Raw genomic sequence first — 23,565 nt, forward strand, 5'->3', positions numbered from 1 at the left:
GGTTGCGTCTGGCCTAGTGGGCAGACGATTAAAAATTCAAGGATTGCCGACAGGTTGTTCCGGCGGCGTGTAGTTTTACTACAAATCTTCCGGCATTTCAGCCTTTCGGATGTATAGACGAGTAGTAAAACTACAGATGAAAGGCTTGTGGCCTCTGACTGTGTTGTGAGAATAATCGTTAAGGTTGGTCGATTACCATCCAGAAAAGGTGAAAGTTTGATGTTGGCTGCCAAAGAAAAAGAAATATCAGCTATTTCTAACTTTTGTTCGACAGTCCTTCGCGTAGCGGGTTTTCATTATTCACTACAAACGGCCATTTCCACGCCGATCAAGGATAGACCATGACCCTGCCCGTGCTTGCCGAACTGCCCGCCATTCTCCTGCCGTTGGTCAGCCGATCCGAGCAGTCGTTCCGTACGGCCGTCGCTTCGCTGGAAGACGATCGCGGCTTCTCGACCTGGACGCCTGAGCGCTGGGCGCAATTCGCTCGCGTCACCGCGGCCAGCGAGTTTGTCATTGAACAGAGCGTTCGTGACCCTTTGATGTTGCTGTCGCTGGTGCAATCCGGCGAACTCGACCGCTCCTATGCGCCGGGTGAACTGTGCACGCAGATTGCCACTGCCGTAAATGCTGCGCAGACCGAAGATGAGCTCGGACGCGTGTTGCGTCGTCAACGTGCGCGCCATCAAGTGCGGATCATCTGGCGTGACCTGACCCGTCAGGCCAACCTGGTGCAGACCTGTCGCGACCTTTCGGACATGGCCGACGCCAGCATCGACCAAGCTTATCAATGGCTGTACAGCCGCCATTGCCAGCAATTCGGCACGCCGACCGGGCGTCGCAGCGGCGAGCCGCAGCAAATGGTCATCCTCGGCATGGGCAAGCTCGGCGCGGTCGAGCTTAACCTGTCCTCGGACATCGACCTGATCTTCGCCTACCCCGAGGGCGGCGAAACCGTCGGCGTGAAGCGCGCGCTGGATAACCAGGAATTTTTCATCCGCCTCGGTCAGCGTCTGATCAAGGCGCTCGATCCGATGACCGTCGATGGCTTCGTGTTCCGCGTCGACATGCGCCTGCGCCCTTACGGTTCGTCCGGCGCGCTGGTGCTGAGCTTCAACGCACTGGAGCAGTATTACCAGGATCAGGGCCGCGACTGGGAGCGCTACGCGATGATCAAGGCGCGGGTGGTGGCCGGTGATCAAGTGGCCGGTGAGCAGTTGCTCGACATGCTGCGGCCGTTCGTTTACCGGCGTTATCTGGATTTCTCGGCGATCGAAGCACTGCGCACCATGAAGCAGTTGATCCAGCAGGAAGTGCGGCGCAAAGGCATGGCCGACAACATCAAGCTGGGCTCGGGTGGCATCCGCGAGGTCGAGTTCATCGCCCAGGCCTTTCAACTGATTCACGGTGGCCGCGATCTGAGTCTGCAACAGCGTCCTCTATTAAAGGTGCTGAGCACGCTGGAAGGGCAGGGGTACTTGCCGCCAGCGGTGATCAGCGAGTTGCGCGAAGGTTACGAATTCTTGCGTTACACCGAACACGCGATTCAGGCGATTGCCGACCGCCAGACCCAGATGCTGCCGGACGGCGCTCAGGATCAGGCGCGAATTGCTTTCATGCTCGGGTTTGCTGACTGGGCGTCTTTCCACGAAAAACTGATGTTCTGGCGCGGCCGCGTGGCCTGGCACTTTGCGCAGGTGATCGCCGATCCCGATGAGGAAGAGGGCGCCGAAAGCGAAGTGGTGGTGGGCGGTGAATGGCTGCCGTTGTGGGAAGAGGCGCAGGACGAAGAGGCGGCGTGCCGTCAGTTGGAAGAGGGCGGGTTTCGCGATGCGAGCAAAGCGCTTAAGGCACTGGCGAGTCTGCGCGGCAGTCCGCAATTGCGCGCGATGCAGCGATTGGGGCGTGAGCGTCTCGATGCGTTTATTCCGCGTTTGCTCGCCCAAGCGGTCGAGCATGACAACCCGGATCTGGTGCTTGAACGTGTGCTGCCACTGGTGGAGGCCGTTGCCCGGCGTTCGGCTTATTTAGTGTTGCTGACCGAAAACCCCGGCGCGCTGCGCCGTTTGCTGACGCTGTGTGCGGCGAGCCCGTGGATTGCCGAGCAGATCACCCGTTTCCCGCTGCTGCTTGACGAATTGCTCAACGAAGGTCGGCTGTTCAAGCCGCCGCTGGCGCCGGAATTGGCCGCTGAGTTGCGCGAGCGTCTGACGCGAATTCCCGAAGACGACCTTGAGCAACAAATGGAAGCCCTGCGCCACTTCAAACTGGCGCACCGCTTGCGCGTCGCGGCTTCGGAAATCGCCGGCAGTTTACCGCTGATGAAAGTCAGCGATTACCTGACCTGGTTGGCCGAGGCCATTCTCGAACAAGTGCTGGCCCTGGCCTGGCGTCAAACGATCGCCAAATACGGCACGCCGCTGCGCACCGACGGCACCTTGTGCGATCCCGGCTTCATCATTGTCGGTTATGGCAAAGTCGGCGGTCTGGAGTTGGGGCATGGTTCCGATCTGGATCTGGTGTTCATCCATGACGGCGACCCGCAGGCCGAAACCGATGGTCCGAAACCGATTGATGGGGCGCAGTTCTTCACCCGACTCGGCCAGCGGATCATTCACTTGCTGACGGCGCAGACCAACTCCGGCCAGCTCTATGAAGTGGACATGCGTCTGCGTCCGTCCGGTGCGTCCGGGCTGTTGGTGAGTTCGCTCGGCGCGTTTGCCCGCTATCAGGAAAATGAAGCATGGACGTGGGAACATCAGGCTTTGGTGCGCGCTCGGGTGTTGGTCGGCAGCCAGGATGTCGGTCAGGCCTTCGAGAAAGTCCGCGCTCAAGTGTTGGGTAAAGCGCGGGATCTGGCGAAGCTGCAACAGGAAGTCAGCGAAATGCGTGCGAAGATGCGCGACAACCTCGGCAGCAAGAGCACCGCGGCCGGTACGGCGGCAAATGCCTTCGAGGCCACGGCGCCGTTCGACCTCAAGCAGGACGCCGGAGGTATCGTCGATATTGAATTTATGGTGCAATACGCGGCCCTGGCGTGGTCGCAAAGCCATCCGCCACTGCTGCGCTGGACCGATAACATCCGCATTCTGGAAGAGCTGGAACACGAAGGGCTGATGCCTGCCAAAGATGCCAGCCTGTTGCGTGAGGCGTATAAAGCCTACCGCTCCGCCGCCCACCGACAGGCATTGCAGAAGGATGCCGGGGTGATCCCGGGTGACCAGTTTGCCGATGAACGTCGGCAGGTAGTGCGGATCTGGCGCGAGTTGGGGCTAAGCTGAAGTGCGCCAATAATGAGATTCAAAAGTGGGAGCGAGCCTGCTCCCACAGTGATCTGCGGTGAGTCGCAGATATGTGAACAGATGCAAAACCCTGTAGGAGCGAGCCTGCTCGCGATAGTGGAGTGACACTCGACAGTCATGTTGAAGGTAATGACCCATCGCAAGCCGCCGGTGTTCCTGCTGTGATTCTCGAGGCGGGGAGGCGTAATGCCTCCCCGGTTCGTTTTTGGAAACCACATGAATATTCTGATCGTTGGGCCCAGTTGGGTCGGTGACATGGTGATGGCGCAGACACTGTTTCAGTGTCTCAAGCAACGCCACCCGCAATGCGAAATCGACGTACTGGCCCCTGAGTGGAGCCGGCCGATCCTTGAGCGCATGCCGCAAGTGCGCAAGGCCTTGAGCTTTCCGCTCGGCCACGGCGCGCTGGAATTGGCGACGCGTCGGCGTATCGGTAAATCTCTGGCCGGTCAGTACGATCAGGCGATCCTGTTGCCCAACTCGCTGAAGTCGGCGCTGGTGCCGTTTTTTGCCGGCATCAAGACACGTACCGGTTGGCGCGGCGAGTTCCGCTACGGCCTGCTCAACGACGTGCGCACGCTCGACAAAGAGCGTTATCCGCTGATGATCGAGCGCTTCATGGCTCTGGCTTATGACGCGAACGCCGAGCTGCCAAAACCTTATCCGCGTCCGAGCCTGCAAATCGATCCGGTGAGCCGCGAAGCGGCACTGGCCAAATTTGGCCTGACCCTTGATCGCCCGGTGTTGGCCTTGTGCCCCGGCGCCGAGTTCGGCGAGTCCAAGCGCTGGCCGTCGGAGCATTACGCCAAGGTTGCCGAGGCGCGCATTCGTGAGGGCTGGCAGGTGTGGCTGTTCGGTTCGAAGAACGATCATGCGGTGGGCGAAGACATTCGCGCGCGACTGATTCCCGGCTTGCGTGAGGAATCGGTGAACCTCAGCGGTGACACGTCCTTGGCCGAGGCTATCGATTTGATGTCCTGCGCCGATTCGGTGGTGTCCAACGACTCCGGTCTGATGCACGTCGCCGCCGCGCTGAACCGGCCATTGGTGGCGGTCTACGGTTCGACTTCGCCAGGCTTTACTCCGCCGTTGGCTGAGCATGTCGAAGTCGTCCGTCTGGGCCTCGAATGCAGCCCGTGCTTCGACCGCACTTGCCGGTTCGGCCATTACAACTGCCTGCGCCAATTGATGCCGGACGCGGTCAACGATGCTTTGCAGAAATTGCAGGGCTCTGTGGTCGAGGTTCATTAAGTTGCGGGTATTGCTGATCAAGACTTCATCGCTGGGCGACGTGATTCACGCGTTGCCGGCGCTGACCGACGCAGCTCGGGCGATTCCCGGGATCAAGTTCGACTGGGTGGTGGAAGAAGGCTTCGCCGAGATTCCGACCTGGCACCCGGCCGTTGGCAAGGTGATTCCGGTGGCGATCCGCCGCTGGCGCAAAAATCTCTGGCAGACCCTCAAGAGCGGCGAGTGGAAACGCTTCAAGCAAAGCGTGCGCGCGAGCAAGTACGACTTGGTGATCGACGCCCAGGGCCTGCTGAAAAGTGCCTGGCTGACTCGCTACGTCAAGGCACCTGTGGCCGGTCTCGATAAAGGTTCAGCGCGTGAACCGATCGCGGCGCGTTTTTATGATCGAAAGCTCGCCGTGGCGCGGGGGCAGCACGCCGTTGAGCGGGTGCGTCAGCTGTTCGCCATCGCCCTCGGTTATGACCTGCCCAAGGGCCTGGGCGATTACGGCCTGAGTGTCGAGCGACTGGTGGAGTTGCCGCGCAAGAGTGCTTTCGTGGTGTTCCTCCATGGCACGACGTGGGACACCAAACACTGGCCGGAAGCCTATTGGCGTGAGCTGACCGAAGGTGTCGGTTACCTCGGCGTCGGCGTGAAGCTGCCGTGGGGCAATCCGCTGGAGAAGGCCCGTGCCGAGCGTATCGCCGCGGGATTCAAGCACGCCGAAGTCTTGCCGAAGCTGAACCTGGCCGGTGTCGGCAAAGTGTTGGCCGGCGCCCAAGCCTGCGTGGCAGTGGACACCGGTCTCGGCCATTTGGCCGCGGCGCTGGATGTCCCAACGATTTCGCTGTTCGGCCCGACCAATCCGGGCCTGACTGGCGCCTATGGCAAAGTGCAGATTCACTTGGCCAGCGACTTTTCGTGCGCGCCGTGCCTGCAAAAGAAATGTACCTACCAACCGACTGCGCAGGATGCCCGTCAGTTTGACCTGAAACGCGAGCAGCCTCTGTGCTTCACGCGTGTGAATCCCGAGCGTGTCGCCAGCCGACTGAGCACGTTGTTAATGGCTGAGGAGCTGCGCTGATGCAATTGGCATTTGTCCTGTACAAATATTTTCCGTTCGGTGGCTTGCAGCGCGACTTCATGCGCATCGCCCTCGAATGCCAGCAGCGCGGCCACCAGATTCGCGTCTACACCCTGATCTGGGAAGGCGATGTACCGCCCGGTTTCGAAGTGCTGGTGGCGCCGGTCAAGGCGTTCTTCAACCATCGGCGCAACGAAAAGCTCACCGCGTGGATGGAGGCCGATCTGGCCAAGCGGCCGGTGGATCGCCTGATCGGCTTCAACAAAATGCCGGGTCTGGACGTTTACTACGCCGCTGACGGTTGCTTCGAAGACAAGGCGCAGAACCTGCGCAACTCGCTGTATCGCCGCTGGGGCCGCTATCGCCACTTCGCCGAGTATGAGCGTGCGGTGTTCGCCAAAGACGCGAAGACGGAAGTGCTGATGATTTCCGAAGTCCAGCAACCGTTGTTCATCAAGCATTACGACACGCCGATCGAACGCTTCCATCTGCTGCCGCCGGGCATTGCCCAGGATCGTCGGCGCCCGGCGGATGCCGGTGAGATTCGCGCCGGGTTCCGCGCTGAATTCAACCTCAAGGACGACGATCTGCTGCTGGTGCAGATCGGCTCCGGGTTCAAGACCAAGGGCGTGGATCGCAGCCTCAAGGCGCTGGCCGCGTTGCCCGCTGAGCTGAAGAAACGTACCCGGCTGTTTGTAATCGGCCAGGATGACCCCAAGTTGTTCCAGATGCAGAGTGCAACTTTGGGCCTGGGCGACAACGTGACGTTTCTCAAGGGCCGCAGCGATATCCCGCGGTTCCTGCTCGGCGCCGATCTGTTGATCCACCCGGCGTACAACGAAAACACGGGCACGGTGCTGCTCGAAGCGCTGGTGGCCGGTTTGCCGGTGCTGGTCAGCGCGGTCTGCGGTTACGCCCATTACATCGCTGAGGCGGATGCAGGGCGGGTGCTGGACGAGCCGTTGGAACAGGCGCAACTGACGCAGTACCTGGCCGATATGTTGAACGACGATGCTGCACGCGCGGCCTGGAGCCGCCACGGTGTGGCCTTCGCCGAGACGGCCGACCTTTACAGCATGCCGCAGCACGCGGCCGATGTGATTCTGGCGGAGCACGCTTAAATGAAGTTGATGCTGGCTGAACCGTTCAAGAGCCTCTGGGCTGGACGCGACCCGTTCACTGAAGTCGAAGGCTTGCAGGGCGAGGTTTACCGCGAGCTGGAAGCCCGCCGGACATTACGCACGGAAGTCGACGGCAACGGATTTTTCGTCAAAATCCACCGCGGCATCGGCTGGGGCGAGATCTTCAAGAACCTGCTGACCGCCAAGCTGCCGGTGCTCGGCGCGGGTCAGGAGTGGAAGGCCATCCAGCGTTTGCAGGAAGTCGGCGTGCCAACCATGACCGCCGTTGCCTACGGCGAGAAGGGCAGCAACCCGGCCGATCAACACTCGTTTATCGTCACCGAAGAGCTGGCGCCGACTATCAGTCTGGAAGACTTCAGCATCGACTGGGTCAAGCAGCCACCGCAGCCGAAACTCAAGCAGGCGCTGATCGCCGAGGTGGCGCGGATGACCGGCATGATGCACCGTGCCGGCGTCAATCACCGCGACTGCTACATCTGCCACTTCCTGCTGCACACCGACAAACCGGTGACGGCCGAGGACTTCAAGCTCTCGGTGATCGACCTGCACCGTGCCCAGACCCGCGCGAAGATCACTCAGCGCTGGCGCAACAAGGATCTGGCGGCGCTGTACTTTTCCGCACTGGACATCGGTCTGACTCGTCGCGACAAACTGCGCTTTCTCAAAGGCTATTTCCAGCAACCGCTGCGCCAGATTCTGGCTGAAGAAGCGCCGTTGCTGAGCTGGCTGGAAGGCAAGGCCAACAAACTCTACGAGCGAAAGCAGCGTTACGGGGATGCGCTCTGATGGCGGGTTGGACTCTTGAGCCGCAATACAGTCATCTCGCCGAAGATTTCGGCAGCCTCGAAGCCGTATTTGCCCTGCAAGGCGAGCGCCTGACCCGCGATCCGCTGTCCGAGGTCATTCGCGTACAGCGCAATGGCGTCAACTATTACGTCAAACGCTACGTCGGCGCCGGTAAAGGCTTGCGCCGGTATCTTGGCAAGCCGCGGGTGAAGATGGAGTGGCAGAATCTCAAGCGCTTCGCCAAGTGGGACATTCCCACTGCCGAAGTGGTGGCTTGGGGGCTGGAGCGCCGTGGCGCGGCTTACGATCGAGGGGCGATGATCACTCGCGAGCTGGACAACACTGAAGACCTCTCGGCACTCGCCGAGCGCAAGGATCCGAAACTCAAGGATCGTGCCTGGGTCGATGGCGTCAGCCGGCAATTGGCCGCTTATACCCGCACGATGCACGATCACCGTTTTACCCATAACGATCTGAAATGGCGCAACCTGTTGATCGACGACCAAGCGCGCATATTTCTCATCGATTGCCCCAATGGCGAGTTCTGGCGCGGCTTCTGGCTCAAATATCGGATCACCAAGGATCTGGCCTGTCTCGACAAGCTCGCCAAATATCACCTGTCCAATACCCAGCGCCTGCGTTTCTATAAGCAATACCGCCAGTGCGACCGGCTGAATGCGGCCGATAAGAAACGGATTCGGCACGTGGTGAGATTTTTCGAGGGACGTGAATGACTGATTTTCTGGCCGAAGAAGACCGTGCGCTGCTTGAGCGCCATGGCTTGGGCACTTTTGACGCGCTGTGGGCCAAGCAGTTGGAAGCGGTAGATGAACCGAATACGGCCCGTGGCGGCTGGAGCAGTGTTTTCCGTCTGGATCTGGAAGGGCAGGGTTACTACCTTAAACGCCAGAGCAATTACCTGACGCGCACCCTGCATGCGCCCTTTGGCGAGCCAAGCTTTGCGCGCGAGTTTCGTAATATCAGCCGATATCGCAAGTTGGGCATTCCCGCGCTGCAAGCGGCTTTTTTCGGTGAGCGCAAAGTCGATGGTGAAGTGCGGGCGATCCTGTTGACGCGTGCGCTGGACGGCTGGAACGATCTGGAATCGCTGCTCGCGAGCTGGTCACAGCTCAGCACCGCCCAGCATTCGGCCATCCTCAAGGCCTGCGGGCTGCTGGCTCGGCATCTGCACGGCGTGCGTCAGGTGCATGGCTGCTTCTACCCCAAACACATTTTTCTGCGGGCCACCGGTGACGGGTATCAGGCGCAACTGATCGACCTGGAGAAAACCCGGCCGTTGTTGTTCGGCATGCGTGACCGGATCAAGGATCTGGAGCCCCTGCAACGTCGCGCAACGGCGTGGGGCGAGCCGCAACTGCGTGAATTGCTGGCGGCTTATCTTGATCAACCGACCACCAGTACGCTGCTCGATCATTGGCTCGTCCGTCTGACCGCGCGCCGCAGTCACAAGGAGACTCGCTGATGCAATTGTCCGAGCTGGCCGGTGCCGGGCGAACCCCGCAACTGCCACTGACGGTGACCCTGGCCGATGCGGCCGGTGTTGCGGATTTGCAGTTGCTGAGTCTGCTGCGGGTCTTGCCGGGGCAGCGCTACGTCGGCGCTGGTGTCTGGCGCGGCCGGCCAGTGCTGGCCAAATTGCTGGTCGGGAGCAAGGCGTCCCGGCATTTTCAGCGTGAGCTGGACGGCGTGCGCTTGCTGGCCGCCCAAGGCATGACCACGCCGTTGCTGTTGGCCGATGGCTTGAAGGACGGTGAGGGTGGCTGGCTGTTGTTCGAGTTCCTTGAAGGCGCCGAAAGCCTTGGCGATGCCTGGGCGAAAGTCGAGTCGCTGCCGGTGCTGGCGGATGAACAGTCTGCGGTGCTGGCCGAGGCGCTTGGCGCCATTGGCGAGCTGCACGGCAAGGGGCTCTGGCAGGAAGATTTGCATCTGGACAATCTGCTGCGTCACGGCGGTCAGTTGTACTTGATCGACGGTGCTGGCATGTGTGTGGAAACCGCCGGTCAGCCGTTGTCGCGACAAAAGGTTCTGGAAAATCTCGGGGTGTTTTTCGCCCAGTTGCCCAAGGCGCTGGAGCCGTTTACCGAAGAACTGTTGGTGTATTACTTGCTGAGCAACAGCGAGCACGCGCTGCCGCTGGAAGCCTTGCAGAAACAGATCGACAAGGTGCGCCGCTGGCGTCTGAAGGATTACCTGATCAAGGTCGGCCGTGAATGCACGCTGTTTGCCGTCCGGCGTGGTGCGTTCGGCTTGCGCGCAGTCCGTCGCGAGGAAGAGGCGGCGCTGGTGCCGGTGCTTGAGCAGGCCGATGCGTTGCTTGGTAAGGGGCATCTCTACAAGACTGGCGGCGCCGCGAGCGTCGGCAAGGTCGAAGTTGGCGCCCGCACGCTGGTGATCAAACGCTACAACATCAAGGGATTTGCCCATTGGCTCAAGCGGTTCTGGCGCCCGAGTCGTGCCTGGCATTCGTGGCGCGAAGGCAATCGCCTGGCGTTTCTCGGTATTGCCACGCCCAAACCACTGGCGGTGCTGGAGAAACGCTTCCTCTGGTTGCGCAGTCGCGCCTATCTGGTGACCGAGTTCCTGCCCGGGCCGGACATCATCGAGCGCTTTGCGCCGTACGTTGAAAGTGGCGAGGCGCCGGAGTCCGAGTTGGTGGCGCTGGATCAATTGTTTGCCCGATTGATTGCAGAACGCATCAGTCATGGCGACTTCAAGGGTCATAACCTGTTCTGGCAGGATGATCGCTGGGCGCTGATTGATCTCGACTCCATGTGCCAGCATTCCTCGGTGGGCACCTTTGCCGGGGCTTATGCGCGAGACCGGGCGCGGTTCATGCGTAACTGGCCGCAGAGTAGCGCGCTCTATCAGGTGATCGATCAGCGTTTGCCCAAAGATATTTCCAGCGTTGACTGAATAGATTCTTCGAGCCTTTCGCGAGCAAGCCCCTCCCTTGGAATGCATTTCTCCTGTGGGATCAGGCTTGCTCGCGAAGAGGCCAAAAAACCGCTAAGAACACAGTGTGCGCAACAGCGGACAAGCATCACTGACTTGTCCTACAGCGTCATCAGAAGCCATGAACTGTGCCCGCTGCAGCCCCGATGCTAATTTGCCTGACGACTTCGGAGGGCGAATCTTGACCATAAAACAGGCTGTGACGCTGGGTGCTTTTTCGTGGGTTTTGGCCGGTTGTGGCAGTGCCTTGACCGTATTGCAGGATGATGCCGACGTCGCACGGGACATGCGCAAGCAAAAAACCTACTGCCAGTCCATTCCGCGCATTTACAGTGGGTTGGCGTACGATTTCTGCGTGTTGAACGCACCGCCTGATCCAGGCGGCCATCTTGTCCCGTTCGTGTTGCTGGACTTGCCCTTGTCCGGGGTGTTCGACACCGTTGTGCTGCCTTATACGATTTATCGTCAGGCCACTGAAGGCAATATCGGTATTTACTGGCGCAAGGGCGGTTATTGAGTCTTCTGGCAAGGTTTATCCAAACCATTCGCTGTGGGTCAATTCGCACAGGGTAATTCCCGTCATGTTTACGCTATAATCCCGCCCTTTAGCTGTCTCTCGCCCGGAGTGAGGACACATAAATCTTCAAGGCGCATCGCGCCTGAACGCAGACTAAAGAGGCTAGACCCCTGTGGCATTGACGATTCTTGGCCTGTCCGGCGCCCTTAGCCATGATCCTTCAGCCGCCTTGTACATCGACGGCAAGCTGGTGGCGGCGGCTGAGGAAGAGCGCTTCGTACGCGATAAGCATGCAAAGAACCGCATGCCCTACGAATCGGCGAAGTTCTGTCTTGAACAGGCCGGTATCAAACCGTCCGATGTTGATGTGGTGGCGATCCCGTTCGCGCCAATCAGCTTGTTCGGCAAGGCGCGCTGGCACTACGCCAAGCGTTACTGGTACGCCCCTGATCGTGCGCTTGATGCAATCCTGATGGGCAACCGTCGCTACAAGCGCTATCGCAACAAGATTGTCTGGTGCCTGGAACAACTGGGTTTTGATCCGAAAAAGATCAAGATCGAGCCGGTCGAACACCATTTGGCTCATGCCTCCAGCGCTTACCACTGCTCCGGTTTCAAAGAGAAAACCGCGATCCTCGGTATCGACGGCAAGGGCGAGTACGCCACGACCTTCTTCGGTTATGGCGAAAACGGCAAGATCCACAAGATCAAGGAATTCTTCGACCCTGACTCCCTCGGCGGCTTGTATGGCGCGATCACCGAGTTCCTCGGTTTCGAGATGCTCGACGGCGAGTTCAAGGTCATGGGCATGGCGCCTTACGGTGATGCCAGCAAATACGATTTCTCGCGCCTGGCTTCGTTCGAAAATGGCGAGTTGGTGATCAATACCGACTACGCTAACGTGATTGGCCTGCGTCGCTACAAAGAGAAGGGCAAAGGTTTCTACTTCTCGCCGAAGCTGATCGAATGGCTCGGGCCGAAACGTGAAGGTGACATCGCTGATGAACCTTACATCCACTACGCCGCGAGCATGCAAGCGCTGTTCGAGAAACTGGCGCTGCAGATGATCGACCATTACTTGGGCGACGTGCTCAAGGAAACCGGCAAACTGGCTTTTGCCGGTGGCTGTGCGTTGAACGTCAAGCTGAACCAGAAAATCATTGCTCGTGACGACATCAAGGAGCTGTTCGTACAACCGGCGTCCGGCGATGCCGGCACCGCGGTCGGCGCAGCCGCCTATGTGTCCCACGCCCGTGGCGTTCCGGTCGAGAAGATGGAACACGTCTACCTCGGCCCGTCTTACAGCAACGAAGACGTGATCGCCGCCTGCGCCCGTCACGAGAGCAAGCCGGTCTGGCGCAAGCTCGACAACATGCCCGAGCAGATTGCCAAAATCATGGTTGACGGCAATCCGGTGGCCTGGTTCCAGGGCCGCATGGAGTTCGGTCCGCGTGCGCTGGGTGGTCGTTCGATCATTGGCTGCCCGAGCGTCCCCGGTGTCGCCGACCGCATCAATCATCAGATCAAGTTCCGCGAGCGCTGGAGGCCTTTTTGCCCGTCGATGCTCGACACCGTCGCCCCGCAGATGATCAAGATCGATCACCCGGCGCCGTTCATGACCTTCACCTTTGAAGTGGCTGAAGAGTGGAAGACCCGCGTGCCGGAAGTCGTCCACGAAGATGGCACTTCCCGGGCCCAGGTACTCAAGCGCGAATACAACCCGCGCTACTACGACATGATGAAGGCGCTGGAAAACCTGACCGGCAACGGTGTGTCGCTGAACACCTCTTTGAATCGTCGTGGAGAGCCGATGATCTGCTCGCCGACCGACGCGCTGAACATGTTTTTTGGCTCCGATCTGGAATACCTGATCATGGAAGATATTCTGGTAGTCAAAGAAGGCACAAACGCTTATGACACGCTCGGCTGAACGCCATGTGCTGCAGTTCTGTCACGGCTATGACGGGCCGTTCCTCGACTGCGCGCGGCAGTACGCCAGCCTGTTCGCGGGCACAGGCTATCGGGTGACCACGGTCTTTCTGACCGGAGTCGCCGATAGCGAAGTAGCCGCGGCGAGTGCTTCAGATGAAGTGTTGTTCATGGAATACAGTTCCAAGGCTATTCGTGGCCTGAAGCTGGGCGCCATCGGCGATCTGCGAAAGATCGCCGCTTCACGCAACTTCAGTTTCTGTATTGCCCATCGTTTCAAGCCGATTTACATCGCCTTACTGGGTACTTCGCTGCCGGTGATTGGCGTACACCACGCGTTCGACGATTACAAACGCGGCACGCGCAAGCTGTTCGCGCATATTTTTCGTAAGCGCCTGAGTCTGCTCGGGGTGTCTGATGCGGTGCGTGACGATATGCGCCGATATCTGCCGAAGTGGCCAGCAACGCGGATTCAGACGTTGTACAACCGCATCGACGTGGCTGCCTTGCAAGCTTCTCAGATGTCAGCCGGCGAGGCTCGGGAGACACTGGGGCTGGCGGCGGATGCGTTTATCGTCGGTAACGTCGGACGGCTTCACCCGGACAAGGATCAGGCCACGCTGTTGCACGGTTTTGCCGCGGCTTTGCCCGGTCTGCCGGACAACAGCCAGTTAGTGATCCTCGGCGAGGGCCGTCTGGAGCAAGATCTCAAGGAACTGGCTCGCGAGCTGGGTGTTGGCGACCGCGTGATGTTTCTCGGTCAAGTGTCGCAAGCGCGCAATTACTTCCGCGCGTTTGACGTATTTGCCCTGAGTTCTGATCACGAGCCGTTCGGTATGGTGCTGCTGGAGGCGATGGCCGCCGGTGTGCCATTGCTGAGCACTGCGTGTGGTGGGGCAAAGGAAGTGGTTGAAGGCGTGGGCATTCTGTTCCCTATGGGCGATGCCGAACACCTTGCACAAGGCCTGCAACATCTGGCGGGAATGAACGATCAACAGCGTCTTCAGTGCGCCGAGCTGATGCTCGAGCGTTTACGTGAGCGTTTCTCCGACAGCGCGGTGTACGACACCTTCTGGCGTTTGCCGCAAGTTACCGATCTGGCACCGAGGGGCTGATGCTCAACCGATTTCAAGGCTGGCGCGAACGTGGCTGGTCGCCCGTTGACGCCTCCACCTATGCAACAGCCTGGCAGCGTTTTGGCGGCAGCGTCGCGACTCACCCGCTGGTGGTTGAGCGTCTGGCCGATCTGGCCGGTATCCCGGTGCGCTATCTGGCGTGGGAGCAGGACGGTGAAGTCAAAGCCGCGATCCCGACCTGGGGCCGCGATCTGGCCTTGTCCAAGGACGTACTCAAGCGCAGCGGGAAAAAAGGCTTGTTCGACCTCGGCAACGCTGAGTTGATCTTGCCGGCTGCCGCTGATGCTCAGGCTCCATTGCGTCATCGCGCCCGTTATCTGTCGGCGCTCAACGAAAACCGCTTCAGCGGTATGAAGTTGCAGACTGAACAACTGGCCATGGCCCGTACGCCCGAAGAACTGTCGAAGAAATTTCGCTACAACCAGCGCCGCGAATTGCGTCTGCTGGAAGAAGCGGGCGGGGTGGTGCGTCCGGTCGGCGAGTTTTCCAGTGCCGAGTTGGCGGCGATCTATTGCGATCTGTTTCAGCGTCGCTGGGGTTTTCCGGCCACCGGCGCGGCGCGCATGGCGGAGGTCATCGAGCTGTTGCGCGATCTGTTGATCGGCTCGGTGATCTTCCTCAACGACGCGCCGATTGCGATTCAACTGGTCTATCGCGTTGAAGCGCCGCAATGGATCAGTGTTGAGTACGTCAATGGTGGCGTTGATCCCCAGACCCGTGAATTCAGTCCCGGTAGTGTACTGAGCTTCCTCAATACGCAAAGCGCCTGGGAGCATGCTCGGGCGCTGGACAAACCGATGCGTTTTTCTTTCGGTCGTGCCGACCGTGAATATAAGGATCGGTGGTGCAATCCTGTGCCGGTGTTCACCGTATGAGTCAGCCCATGAGCCGTAAACAGCAATTGCTCAAACGCCACCGGCGCAACAAGCGTATCGCTCTGCTGGTGGCGCTGATCGTAATGATCTCAGTCGGCGTGCTGGTTGCTTGGTGGCTGCCATTGTTGCTCGCGGTGGTCGGCTGGATCGCCCATGAGGCCTGGTTTGCCGATCATCTGTTCTATTCGCCGAAAGACGATTATCAGTACAGCTTTCCACCATTCACACCACAACCCAAGGTTCATTTGAACGGCGAACAGTTGCGTTTGGATGACGGCGTGATGCTGGTGGATGATGCCACGTTGATTCTGCAGGTGCGGGTCAAAAGCACTTGGCTGGGACGTTTCCTTGACCCTCGGATCGAGTTGGTCGGTGGCGCTCACCCTGATTCGCAAACCTTCGAGCGTGGCGTCAGCGGCCAGCGTTATCTGAACCTCAGTGGTCATGCACACACCCTTTCGCAGGGGCGGCTGCGCTTGCGGGGGCGTTTCTGCCGGGTGGCCGGCAAGGCGGTCCTGTGGGTGCTGGAGCAACCGGATTATCGTCGTCAGCGCGTGATGGTGATCGCGCCGCATGCGGACGACGCTGAACTGGCGGCCTACGGTTTGTATAGTCAGGCCGACGAAGCCTGGATTGTCACCCTGACGGCTGGTGAGATCGAAGCCGAACATTATCAGCAGATGGGCATGAACAAGGTCGAGGCTGCCAGGCTCAAGGGCCGTCTGCGCGCCTGGGACAGTCTGGCCGTGCCGCGTTGGGCCGGTGTGCCGCAGGAGCACTGCGTGCAGCTCGGCTATTTCTGTCTGCAACTGGCAGCGATGCAAGCCGCGCCGAATCAGTCCGTGGGCTCGCGTGAAGCCGATCTGAATGACACGCGACTGTTTCGTCAGTTGAACCCGTTCACCTTGCCCGGTGATGCCGACGGTGCGCCGACCTGGAACAATCTGCTGGCTGACCTGCGTGAGGTTCTGTTGCGCGCACGCCCGGATGTGATCGTGCTGCCGCACCCGACGCTGGATCCGCATCCCGACCACATCTGCGCCCAGCAAGCCGTGGTTGAAGCCTTGAGCCATCTTGACTGGCAACCGACGCTGCTCGGTTACGCCAACCATCTGCACGACAACGACCGTTGGCCGATGGGCGACACAGGGCAGGGAATTGCGCTGCCGCCGGCCTTCGATCCGGCCGTTCCGATGCAGCCACTGTGTCTGCCTCTGTCCATAGAGCAACAACGCGACAAGGCGATGGCGCTCGGCATGATGCATGACTTGCAACCGCCGGCATCACTCAAGCGTCGCCTGCGACGATTGATTCAGTGGCAGTTGGCCAGTAGAGTGCCGTCGGTCTACGGCGAGAATGAATTTTTCAGGAAAGCGGTCAGGCGTCAGGAGTTGTTCTGGCTTCTCAGGCGTGGTGACACTCCTGTTAAGCCGCGTTAATGACATTCGCAGACTGGACTTGCCATGTTCGAAATTGTTGGTGATTTATCGTGATTGATCCATGCCCGCGGATTCTTTTTCTGATTCCGTATTTTGGTCAGTGGCCTTTCTGGATGCCGTTTTTCCTTGAGAGTTGCCGGCGTAATGCCGACATCGACTGGCTGCTTTTCAGTGACTGCGGTACGCCACAGGATCTGCCGCCTAATGTCACAATCAAGTCCATGACGTTCCATGAATATTGTGCCCTTGTGTCCCAACGACTGGGGCTCGACTTTGCTCCGAAGGCCGCATACAAGCTCTGCGATATCAAACCTGCGCTCGGGTACATTCATGCTGATTGCCTCGACGGATATGATTTTTGGGCGTTTGGCGATATAGACCTGGTCTATGGTGACCTGCGCAGTTATTTCACTGCGGATCGGCTGGCTAGCTATGACTTGTTTTCGACTCATGAGCGCCGGGTAGCTGGGCATTTGTGTCTGATGCGCAACACTGCGCGCAAGCGCGAACTGTTCATGAAAATCAAGGACTGGCGGCAACGGTTTACTGATCAGACACATCATGCGTTGGACGAAGGCGCATTCAGCCGCATCTTTCTCTGGCGCAAAAATTTTCCTGAACCGTTGTTCACGCTAGTGGGCAAGTTCAATCCATGGCGTCGGCGCAGCGAATTCACTGAGGCGTTTAGCACGCCGGGTGGTTGCATCAAGTGGCACGACGGCACGGACGATTTTCCGCAGCAATGGTTTTGGCGCGATGGCAACTTGATTAATGATCGTGATGGCGATCGTCCATTTCCGTATTTCCATTTCGTTTGTTGGAAACGCAACGAATGGTCTCGATTGTCTCAACCGGATAAGGCCGAAATCAGGCGCATTGCCGCCGGTCATGCTTGGATCATCAATGCAACGGGTTTCCACGAGGGGTCTTATGAGTCAACGATCTAAGGTCCTGCAACTGCAGCCTGATTACAACATCAAGGCACATGACTTTGCCGATCTCTCCGAGCAGATCGTCAAAGCCCTGCCGACGGATCGCTATGAGGTCACTGCAGCGTTTCTGCGCGGTAAACCCGCACCCGGCGAACCGGTGAGCCGTTCTGATCATTCGGTGTATTTCGAGTTTTCCGATAAGTCGCTTAAAGGTATGCGTCTGCGGGCGATGTGGCAGTTGTACAAGTTCTGCCGCCGTGAAAAGTTCGATGTGGTGATCTGCAATCGCTTCAAACCGGTGAACATGATGTTGACGCTCAATCGTTGGCTGAAGGTGCCGTTGTGCATTGGCATTTCCCACGGTTTCGGCGAATACGACCGCTTTTATCGACGCCGCCAGACCCAGCGCCTGATCGATCGGCACTGGCGGTTCGTCGGTGTCTCACCGGCAGTCAAACAGTACCTGCTCGATTGCGACTGCGGTTTCACCGACCGGAATACTTACGCCATCACCAATGCAATCGACATCGAACAGGCCGAAGGCTTGCAGCATAGCCGCGAGCGAGCGCGCGAACTATTGGGGATCGACTCGAATGTGCGGCTGATCGGCGCGCTGGGGCGGTTGGTATCGGTCAAGGGCCACACTTATCTGTTGCAGGCTTTCGCGGCGTTGAAGGACAAGTATCCGAATACTCAGTTGGCGATCATTGGTGCCGGCCGCCTGCAGGAGCCGTTGGCTGCCGAGATCGAGCAACGGGGTCTGAGTGGTCGTGCGCACCTGCTGGGTTTCAAGGAAAACGCCCTGCAATACGTGCGCGCCTTCGATATCTGGACCATGCCATCGTTGGCCGAAGGTCTGGGCCTGGCACTACTCGAAGGCATGAGCGGTCACCTGCCGGTGATTGCCTCGAGCGTACCGGCCATGTTGCCGCTGATCGAAGGTGCCGGTGGTCTGGCGACCATGCCCAAGGACGTACCGAGCCTGGTCGCGGCGCTCGATACCTACCTCGCACTGTCGGATGACGAACTCAAGGCCAAGGGCGAGCAGGCCTACCGTTATCTGCAGGAGCAACACGACATTGAGGTGTTCCGTCAGGCGTACCTGGACCTGATCGACTCCGGCCTGGAACAGGCCCGCAAGGAGCAGCAGCCGTGAGCGAAGGACAAACCATGCGCGAAGAACAAACTGCAAGCGACCGGCAAACACTCGTCACCGTCATCATTGCCTCTTATAACCACGGTCCATACATTGAGGAGAGCATCCTCAGCGTCCTTGACCAGACCTACAAAAACATCGAATTGCTGGTGATCGATGACGGCTCGAAGGACGACAGCGTCGAGCGCATCACTGCGTTGCAGGCGCAGCACGGATTCGATTTTCGCGTGCAGCAGAATCAGGGGCTGACCAATACGCTCAATGGTGCAATCGCGCGTGCCAAGGGCAGCCTGATCGTGCCGTTCGGTTCAGACGACATCATGTACCCTGATCGTATTGCCATCCAGGTGGCCTACATGGACGGTAAGCCGGAAGTGGGAATTTGCGCCGGTAACATCGAGTTGATCGATGCCGACGGCAACCTCTATCCAGAGAAGCGCCAGCGCCGGGATGTGCCATTCCGGCGCCTGGATTTCGATGACATGTTCCTTGAGCGCAAGCCGTACCCACCGGCCCCGACCCTGATGATCCGTCGCGAGGCGCTGGAAGCGGTCGGTGGTTTTGATCCGACGATTCGTCTGGAGGACTTGTTGATCGAGTTGAAGGTGACCCGGGCCGGCTACTTTATCGATGGCCTGAGCGTCGTCATGGCGCGCTACCGCAAGCACGCCACCAATTCGTACAAGAACCATCGCTTCATGATCGAAAACATCCTGCGCACTTACGCGTTGTTCAGTGATCACCCGCTGTACGACGAAGTGCGCTACAGGTTTCTCAGTTCCATGTTCCTCAAAGCGTCCAACCGCGATCGCAAGCTGGCCAGGGAACTGCTGGCGCAGATTCCATTCAAGGCATGGAACAAGAAGACCTGGCGCGGATTGGCGCGGATGTATCTTTCCCCGCTGGAAAAAGACTGAGTCACAAGCCGCTCGCGATCAGTGAGCGGCTTCGTTGGCATGGCAAGTTGATCGTGAATCCGGCGAACCGGCTTCGTCCTCAATGCTCGCCTGTTGGCCCATTGCTTGCCAGCACTTGCTTTTGCAATTTATCCACTGCGGATGGCGACGCCATCGTGGCATATCCCTGTAGCAGCGCATCGAGGTGATCCTCGAACAGCCAGCGTTTGTCTACGGTGTAGCGCTGCATATGGCGCAAATTGCGCTGGCGCAGCGAGTTGCTCAATGCTGAAGGGTAGATGCACAGATCCGCCAGGTCGATCAGCCCGAACTCGCCATCCTCCAGCACAAGTACGTTGCCCAAGTGCAATGAGCGGAAATACACGCCTTTTTCATGCAATTGCGCCATGAACTTGCCAAAGCGTTCCACCAGGGCCTGGCGGACAGCGGGAGCGGTGATGCTCTGCAATACCTGGCGCAGCGTGTGCCCTGGCAATGGCGCATAGTGCACAGCACTGCTGCCGTCGTCGAGGCGATACAGGTTCAGGATTTGTGGTGTTGGAATGCCCATCAGGCGCAGTTGTTCGCTGTTGACGGCGAAGCGTTCGGAGTACGGGTTGAAACTGCCAGAGGTGTACCAGCGACGACGGCGGAACAGCTTGAGGAAGCTGCCATCGCTCAGGCACAGGACTTTGGGGCCAAGACCGTCTTCTTCAACTATTTGAGCGTCGCTGCTCAGTTGCTGAAAGTTGGCCGGTGCCAGTTTTTGAACCGGTATTGTCAGTAGACGACGTGCGCGCTGATTGATACTCAGCGCAGCGATCAGTGCCAATGGTATCCACAGCAGAAACCAGTGTTCCTTGGGGCGTGAGATGATCCCTCCACCCTCTGTCAGCCCGGCCCCGATGCCGAACACCAGCCAGGTCGAAGCGATGATAAGCAACGGCTGCACACGCAAGCGCCAACTGCTCAGCAGTCCCCACGCCTGGTAGAACAGCCATGGCAGCAAACCGAATATCCCTACGTAATAGAGAACACCCAGCACAAAACTGTGCGGTTCCTCGAAGTTCACCCCAAGGCCGGGGTCGACGCTGAGGCTTGCGCTGTAGCCATGGCCGATCCATGGATGCTCGGCCACCTTAAGCAGAACCTGCCGCCAGATTTCCAGCCGGTATGAATCGCCACGCTCAATGATCATTTGCGAAAACACTGTCAGCACGGCAACGCCACTGAGAAACAGTGCCGCTAACAGGCCCAGTGAGCGCCGATTCCAGCAGATCAAGCACAGCCATAAAGCGGCCAGCGTCAGAGCGACCAGTGGGGTTCTGGAGCCGGTGCCGATTACGGCGATAAACATGATCGCCATCGCCGGCACGCTGAGCCACATCATCTGGCGGCGCTTGCAGGTCATGGTCACACTCAGCCAGTAGGCGCTGAAAAAACCGAAGAGATGCGAACTGAGCAGTGGATTGTCGAACGCCCCACCCCCGATCAGGCGCATGCCCGGTTCATACACTCGTGCAAACGTGAACAGAAAGAAAGTCGTGGCAATCAGTGCGACCAATGCGGCGGTGAACAGCAAGGGTTGCAGGATGTCGCTGCGATAGCGCACCAACAGATAGCAACCGACAAACAGCAGCAGTGTATGCAATGGCGGTTTGAGCTTCCCGTCGAAGGGTTCATCCGACGGTCCCCAGGCAAGACTGAGCAAGGCCCAGGCAACGAACACGATGGCTGCGATGAAAATCGGTTCGCCCAGCAGCGCCCTGAGTTCACGAGGGCGCAGGCACAGCGCAATCAGCGCCGGAATGCTGAACAGCCCGTAATACAGTTTGTGAAGCTGACTTCGGCCCGGCAAAAAGAAAAATGCACAGAGGAGCAAGAAATAGCCGGTTGGAAGAATCCACCGGCTAATGAAATCGAAAACTCGATTGGACGTACTGCTGAAGCCGCGAAGTTGCATGCTGTGAGATTCAATCCTGAAGTTGATCGGCCATTCGGGTGATGGCTATTTGATGCTGAAAAAGATGCCTAACAATAACAGCCTTTCACCGATTGCCAGAACCCTTGAGAAGCTGTGCTAAAGTCTGCGTCCTTTTTATCGACTTTCGCGTGATATGACCGACTCCAGTCTCGCCGCAAGCCCTTCGAGCTTGAAAATCTACTTCCGCCTGCTCGGCTACGTCAGGCCGTACATCAGTTTGTTCCTGATCAGCATTGTCGGTTTTTTGATTTTCGCTTCGACGCAGCCGATGCTTGGCTACATCCTCAAGTATTTTGTTGACGGCCTGTCGAACCCGGAAGCGGTGCTGTTCCCCTCCGTGCCCTACCTGCGTGACCTGCAACTGCTGCAGGCTGTGCCGCTGCTGATCATCCTGATTGCTGCGTGGCAGGGTCTGGGTTCTTATCTGGGTAACTATTTTCTGGCCAAGGTATCCCTCGGCCTGGTGCATGACTTGCGGGTGCAGCTGTTCAATAACCTGCTGGTCCTGCCCAACCGCTATTTCGACAAGCATAACTCCGGTCATCTGATTTCGCGCATTACCTTCAACGTGACCATGGTCACAGGGGCGGCGACAGATGCGATCAAGGTCGTAATCCGTGAAGGCATGACAGTGATCTTCCTGTTTGTCTCCTTGATGTTCATGAACTGGAAGCTGACGTTGGTCATGGTCGCGATCCTGCCGCTCATCGCTCTGATGGTGCGCACCGCGAGCAAGAAATTCCGCAAGCAGAGCAAGAAGATCCAACTGGCCATGGGCGACGTTACCCACGTGGCCTCGGAAACCATCCAGGGCTATCGTGTCGTGCGCAGCTTCGGCGGCGAGGTCTACGAACAGAAGCGCTTCTTCAATGCCAGCCAGGGCAACACCGACAAGCAACTGCGCATGACCCGCACCGGTGCGATCTACACGCCGTTGCTGCAACTGGTGATCTACAGCGCCATGGCTGTGTTGATGTTCCTGGTGCTGTTCCTGCGCGGTGACGCGTCGGCCGGTGACATGGTCGCCTATATCACTCTGGCCGGCCTGTTGCCCAAGCCCATCCGTCAGTTGTCGGAAGTCAGTTCAACAATTCAGAAAGGCGTGGCCGGTGCCGAAAGCATTTTCGAGCAACTGGACGTCAAGCCTGAAACCGACACTGGTACGGTCGAGCGCGATTCGGTGACCGGTCGTCTTGATGTGCGTAACCTGAGCTTCACCTACCCGGACACTGAACGTCAGGTGCTCGATGACATCAGCTTTTCGGTCGAGCCCGGGCAGATGGTGGCGCTTGTCGGCCGTTCGGGCAGCGGCAAGTCAACGCTGGCCAATCTGATTCCGCGCTTCTATCACCACGACAAGGGCGAAATCCTTATCGACGGTGTGGAAGTCGAGCAGTACAAACTGCTTAACCTGCGCCGTCATATCGCCCAAGTGACCCAGCACGTGACCTTGTTCAGCGACACCGTGGCCAACAACATCGCTTATGGCGATCTGGTTGGCGCACCGCGTGAAGACATCGAGAAGGCTGCGCATGACGCATACGCGATGGACTTCATTTCGCAACTGCCTGAAGGCCTGGACACCCAAGTCGGCGAGAACGGGGTATTGCTTTCCGGTGGCCAGCGCCAGCGCCTGGCGATTGCCCGTGCATTGCTCAAGAACGCACCGTTGCTGATTCTCGATGAGGCCACCTCGGCTCTCGACACGGAATCCGAACGGCACATTCAAGCGGCGCTGGATCAGGTCATGAAGGGCCGTACCACGTTAGTGATTGCTCATCGTTTATCGACCATCGAAAAAGCCGATCTGATTCTGGTCATGGATCAGGGGCGGATCGTCGAACGCGGTACTCACGATGAACTATTGGCGCAAAACGGTTATTACGCGCGTCTGAACGCGATGGGGCTCGACGCCCCGGCCGAAGACATCGCCTGACTCAGCGTTCCTGTTCGTTCATTGATGTGCCCCAATGCGCTGGCAGCCGCGTAGGCTTCGCGGTGTTCAAAAGCTGGCGCCCGTCGTACGGGTACGAAGATCAATTCCAGGCGCAGTTTGCCGTGGCGTTCAGGTTTTCCTCGTCGGCCCGAGAATTCTGCTTCTGTGGACCAAACGCTGGGTTCGGCGGGCTTATCAGCGTGATTACGAACTGCTCGCTTATGGGTGAAGCACTGTCTGTACCGCTG

18 protein-coding genes are annotated in these 23,565 nt (G+C 58.7%); 17 read left to right on the forward strand and 1 reads right to left on the reverse strand.

Annotation, left to right across the window (positions count from 1 at the left end; genetic code table 11):
- Positions 1–341 precede the first annotated feature (341 nt).
- From glnE to ACIOU6_RS18750, 16 genes are all read left to right on the forward strand, one after another.
- The gene (gene glnE / locus ACIOU6_RS18675) at positions 342–3,281 is read left to right on the forward strand and encodes a bifunctional [glutamate--ammonia ligase]-adenylyl-L-tyrosine phosphorylase/[glutamate--ammonia-ligase] adenylyltransferase (RefSeq protein WP_401138581.1); all 2,940 of its coding nucleotides are present in this window, start codon (positions 342–344) and stop codon (positions 3,279–3,281) included.
- A 237-nt stretch (positions 3,282–3,518) separates the two neighbouring features.
- Positions 3,519–4,553, forward strand: a complete 1,035-nt coding sequence (waaF, locus tag ACIOU6_RS18680; protein ID WP_221731250.1) for a lipopolysaccharide heptosyltransferase II — start codon at positions 3,519–3,521, stop codon at positions 4,551–4,553.
- 1 nt (position 4,554) lies between these two features.
- The gene (waaC, locus tag ACIOU6_RS18685) at positions 4,555–5,616 is read left to right on the forward strand and encodes a lipopolysaccharide heptosyltransferase I (protein ID WP_401138582.1); all 1,062 of its coding nucleotides are present in this window, start codon (positions 4,555–4,557) and stop codon (positions 5,614–5,616) included.
- Entirely contained in the window at positions 5,616–6,737 is a 1,122-nt protein-coding gene (locus ACIOU6_RS18690) for a glycosyltransferase family 4 protein (RefSeq protein WP_401138583.1), read from the forward strand. The genes waaC and ACIOU6_RS18690 overlap by 1 nt, the downstream gene beginning before the upstream one ends.
- Positions 6,738–7,544 (forward strand): lipopolysaccharide core heptose(I) kinase RfaP, encoded by an 807-nt coding sequence (gene rfaP, locus ACIOU6_RS18695; RefSeq protein ID WP_221731247.1) that lies wholly within the window; start codon positions 6,738–6,740, stop codon positions 7,542–7,544.
- Positions 7,544–8,278 carry a lipopolysaccharide kinase InaA family protein gene (locus ACIOU6_RS18700; RefSeq protein WP_221731246.1) on the forward strand — a complete coding sequence of 245 codons (735 nt, stop codon included), beginning with the start codon at positions 7,544–7,546 and terminating at the stop codon, positions 8,276–8,278. The genes rfaP and ACIOU6_RS18700 overlap by 1 nt, the downstream gene beginning before the upstream one ends.
- Entirely contained in the window at positions 8,275–9,027 is a 753-nt protein-coding gene (locus ACIOU6_RS18705) for a lipopolysaccharide kinase InaA family protein (protein ID WP_221731245.1), read from the forward strand. Before ACIOU6_RS18700 ends, ACIOU6_RS18705 begins: the two co-directional genes overlap by 4 nt.
- Entirely contained in the window at positions 9,027–10,478 is a 1,452-nt protein-coding gene (locus tag ACIOU6_RS18710; RefSeq protein ID WP_401138584.1) for a lipopolysaccharide kinase InaA family protein, read from the forward strand. The genes ACIOU6_RS18705 and ACIOU6_RS18710 overlap by 1 nt, the downstream gene beginning before the upstream one ends.
- A 220-nt stretch (positions 10,479–10,698) precedes the next feature.
- Positions 10,699–11,034: a YceK/YidQ family lipoprotein gene (locus ACIOU6_RS18715; RefSeq protein WP_221731243.1), complete on the forward strand. Its 336-nt coding sequence runs from the start codon at positions 10,699–10,701 to the stop codon at positions 11,032–11,034.
- A gap of 172 nt (positions 11,035–11,206) precedes the next feature.
- Positions 11,207–12,964 (forward strand): carbamoyltransferase, encoded by a 1,758-nt coding sequence (locus ACIOU6_RS18720; RefSeq protein WP_221731242.1) that lies wholly within the window; start codon positions 11,207–11,209, stop codon positions 12,962–12,964.
- Positions 12,948–14,078 carry a glycosyltransferase gene (locus ACIOU6_RS18725; protein WP_401138585.1) on the forward strand — a complete coding sequence of 377 codons (1,131 nt, stop codon included), beginning with the start codon at positions 12,948–12,950 and terminating at the stop codon, positions 14,076–14,078. Before ACIOU6_RS18720 ends, ACIOU6_RS18725 begins: the two co-directional genes overlap by 17 nt.
- Positions 14,078–14,974: an antimicrobial resistance protein Mig-14 gene (locus ACIOU6_RS18730; protein WP_221731240.1), complete on the forward strand. Its 897-nt coding sequence runs from the start codon at positions 14,078–14,080 to the stop codon at positions 14,972–14,974. Before ACIOU6_RS18725 ends, ACIOU6_RS18730 begins: the two co-directional genes overlap by 1 nt.
- 8 nt (positions 14,975–14,982) lie before the next feature.
- Positions 14,983–16,413 (forward strand): PIG-L deacetylase family protein, encoded by a 1,431-nt coding sequence (locus ACIOU6_RS18735; RefSeq protein WP_221731239.1) that lies wholly within the window; start codon positions 14,983–14,985, stop codon positions 16,411–16,413.
- Positions 16,414–16,463: 50 nt separating this feature from the next.
- Complete coding sequence (locus ACIOU6_RS18740; protein ID WP_401138586.1) at positions 16,464–17,360, forward strand: DUF6625 family protein; 897 nt, start codon at positions 16,464–16,466, stop codon at positions 17,358–17,360.
- Entirely contained in the window at positions 17,344–18,501 is a 1,158-nt protein-coding gene (locus tag ACIOU6_RS18745) for a glycosyltransferase family 4 protein (protein WP_401138587.1), read from the forward strand. The genes ACIOU6_RS18740 and ACIOU6_RS18745 overlap by 17 nt, the downstream gene beginning before the upstream one ends.
- A gap of 14 nt (positions 18,502–18,515) precedes the next feature.
- Entirely contained in the window at positions 18,516–19,418 is a 903-nt protein-coding gene (locus tag ACIOU6_RS18750; protein ID WP_221731335.1) for a glycosyltransferase, read from the forward strand.
- A gap of 79 nt (positions 19,419–19,497) precedes the next feature.
- On the opposite strand, the gene ACIOU6_RS18755 is transcribed toward ACIOU6_RS18750, so the two are convergent.
- The gene (locus ACIOU6_RS18755) at positions 19,498–21,360 is read right to left on the reverse strand and encodes an O-antigen ligase family protein (RefSeq protein ID WP_401138588.1); all 1,863 of its coding nucleotides are present in this window, start codon (positions 21,358–21,360) and stop codon (positions 19,498–19,500) included.
- Between the two features lie 154 nt (positions 21,361–21,514).
- Here ACIOU6_RS18755 and msbA point away from each other — a divergent pair, with 154 nt between their 5' ends.
- On the forward strand, positions 21,515–23,317 hold the full coding sequence (msbA, locus tag ACIOU6_RS18760) for a lipid A export permease/ATP-binding protein MsbA (RefSeq protein WP_221731236.1): 1,803 nt from the start codon (positions 21,515–21,517) through the stop codon (positions 23,315–23,317).
- The last annotated feature ends 248 nt before the right edge of the window (positions 23,318–23,565 follow it).

This window comes from Pseudomonas sp. NPDC087615 (assembly GCF_044743445.1).
Taxonomy (GTDB): Bacteria; Pseudomonadota; Gammaproteobacteria; order Pseudomonadales; family Pseudomonadaceae; genus Aquipseudomonas; species Aquipseudomonas baetica_A.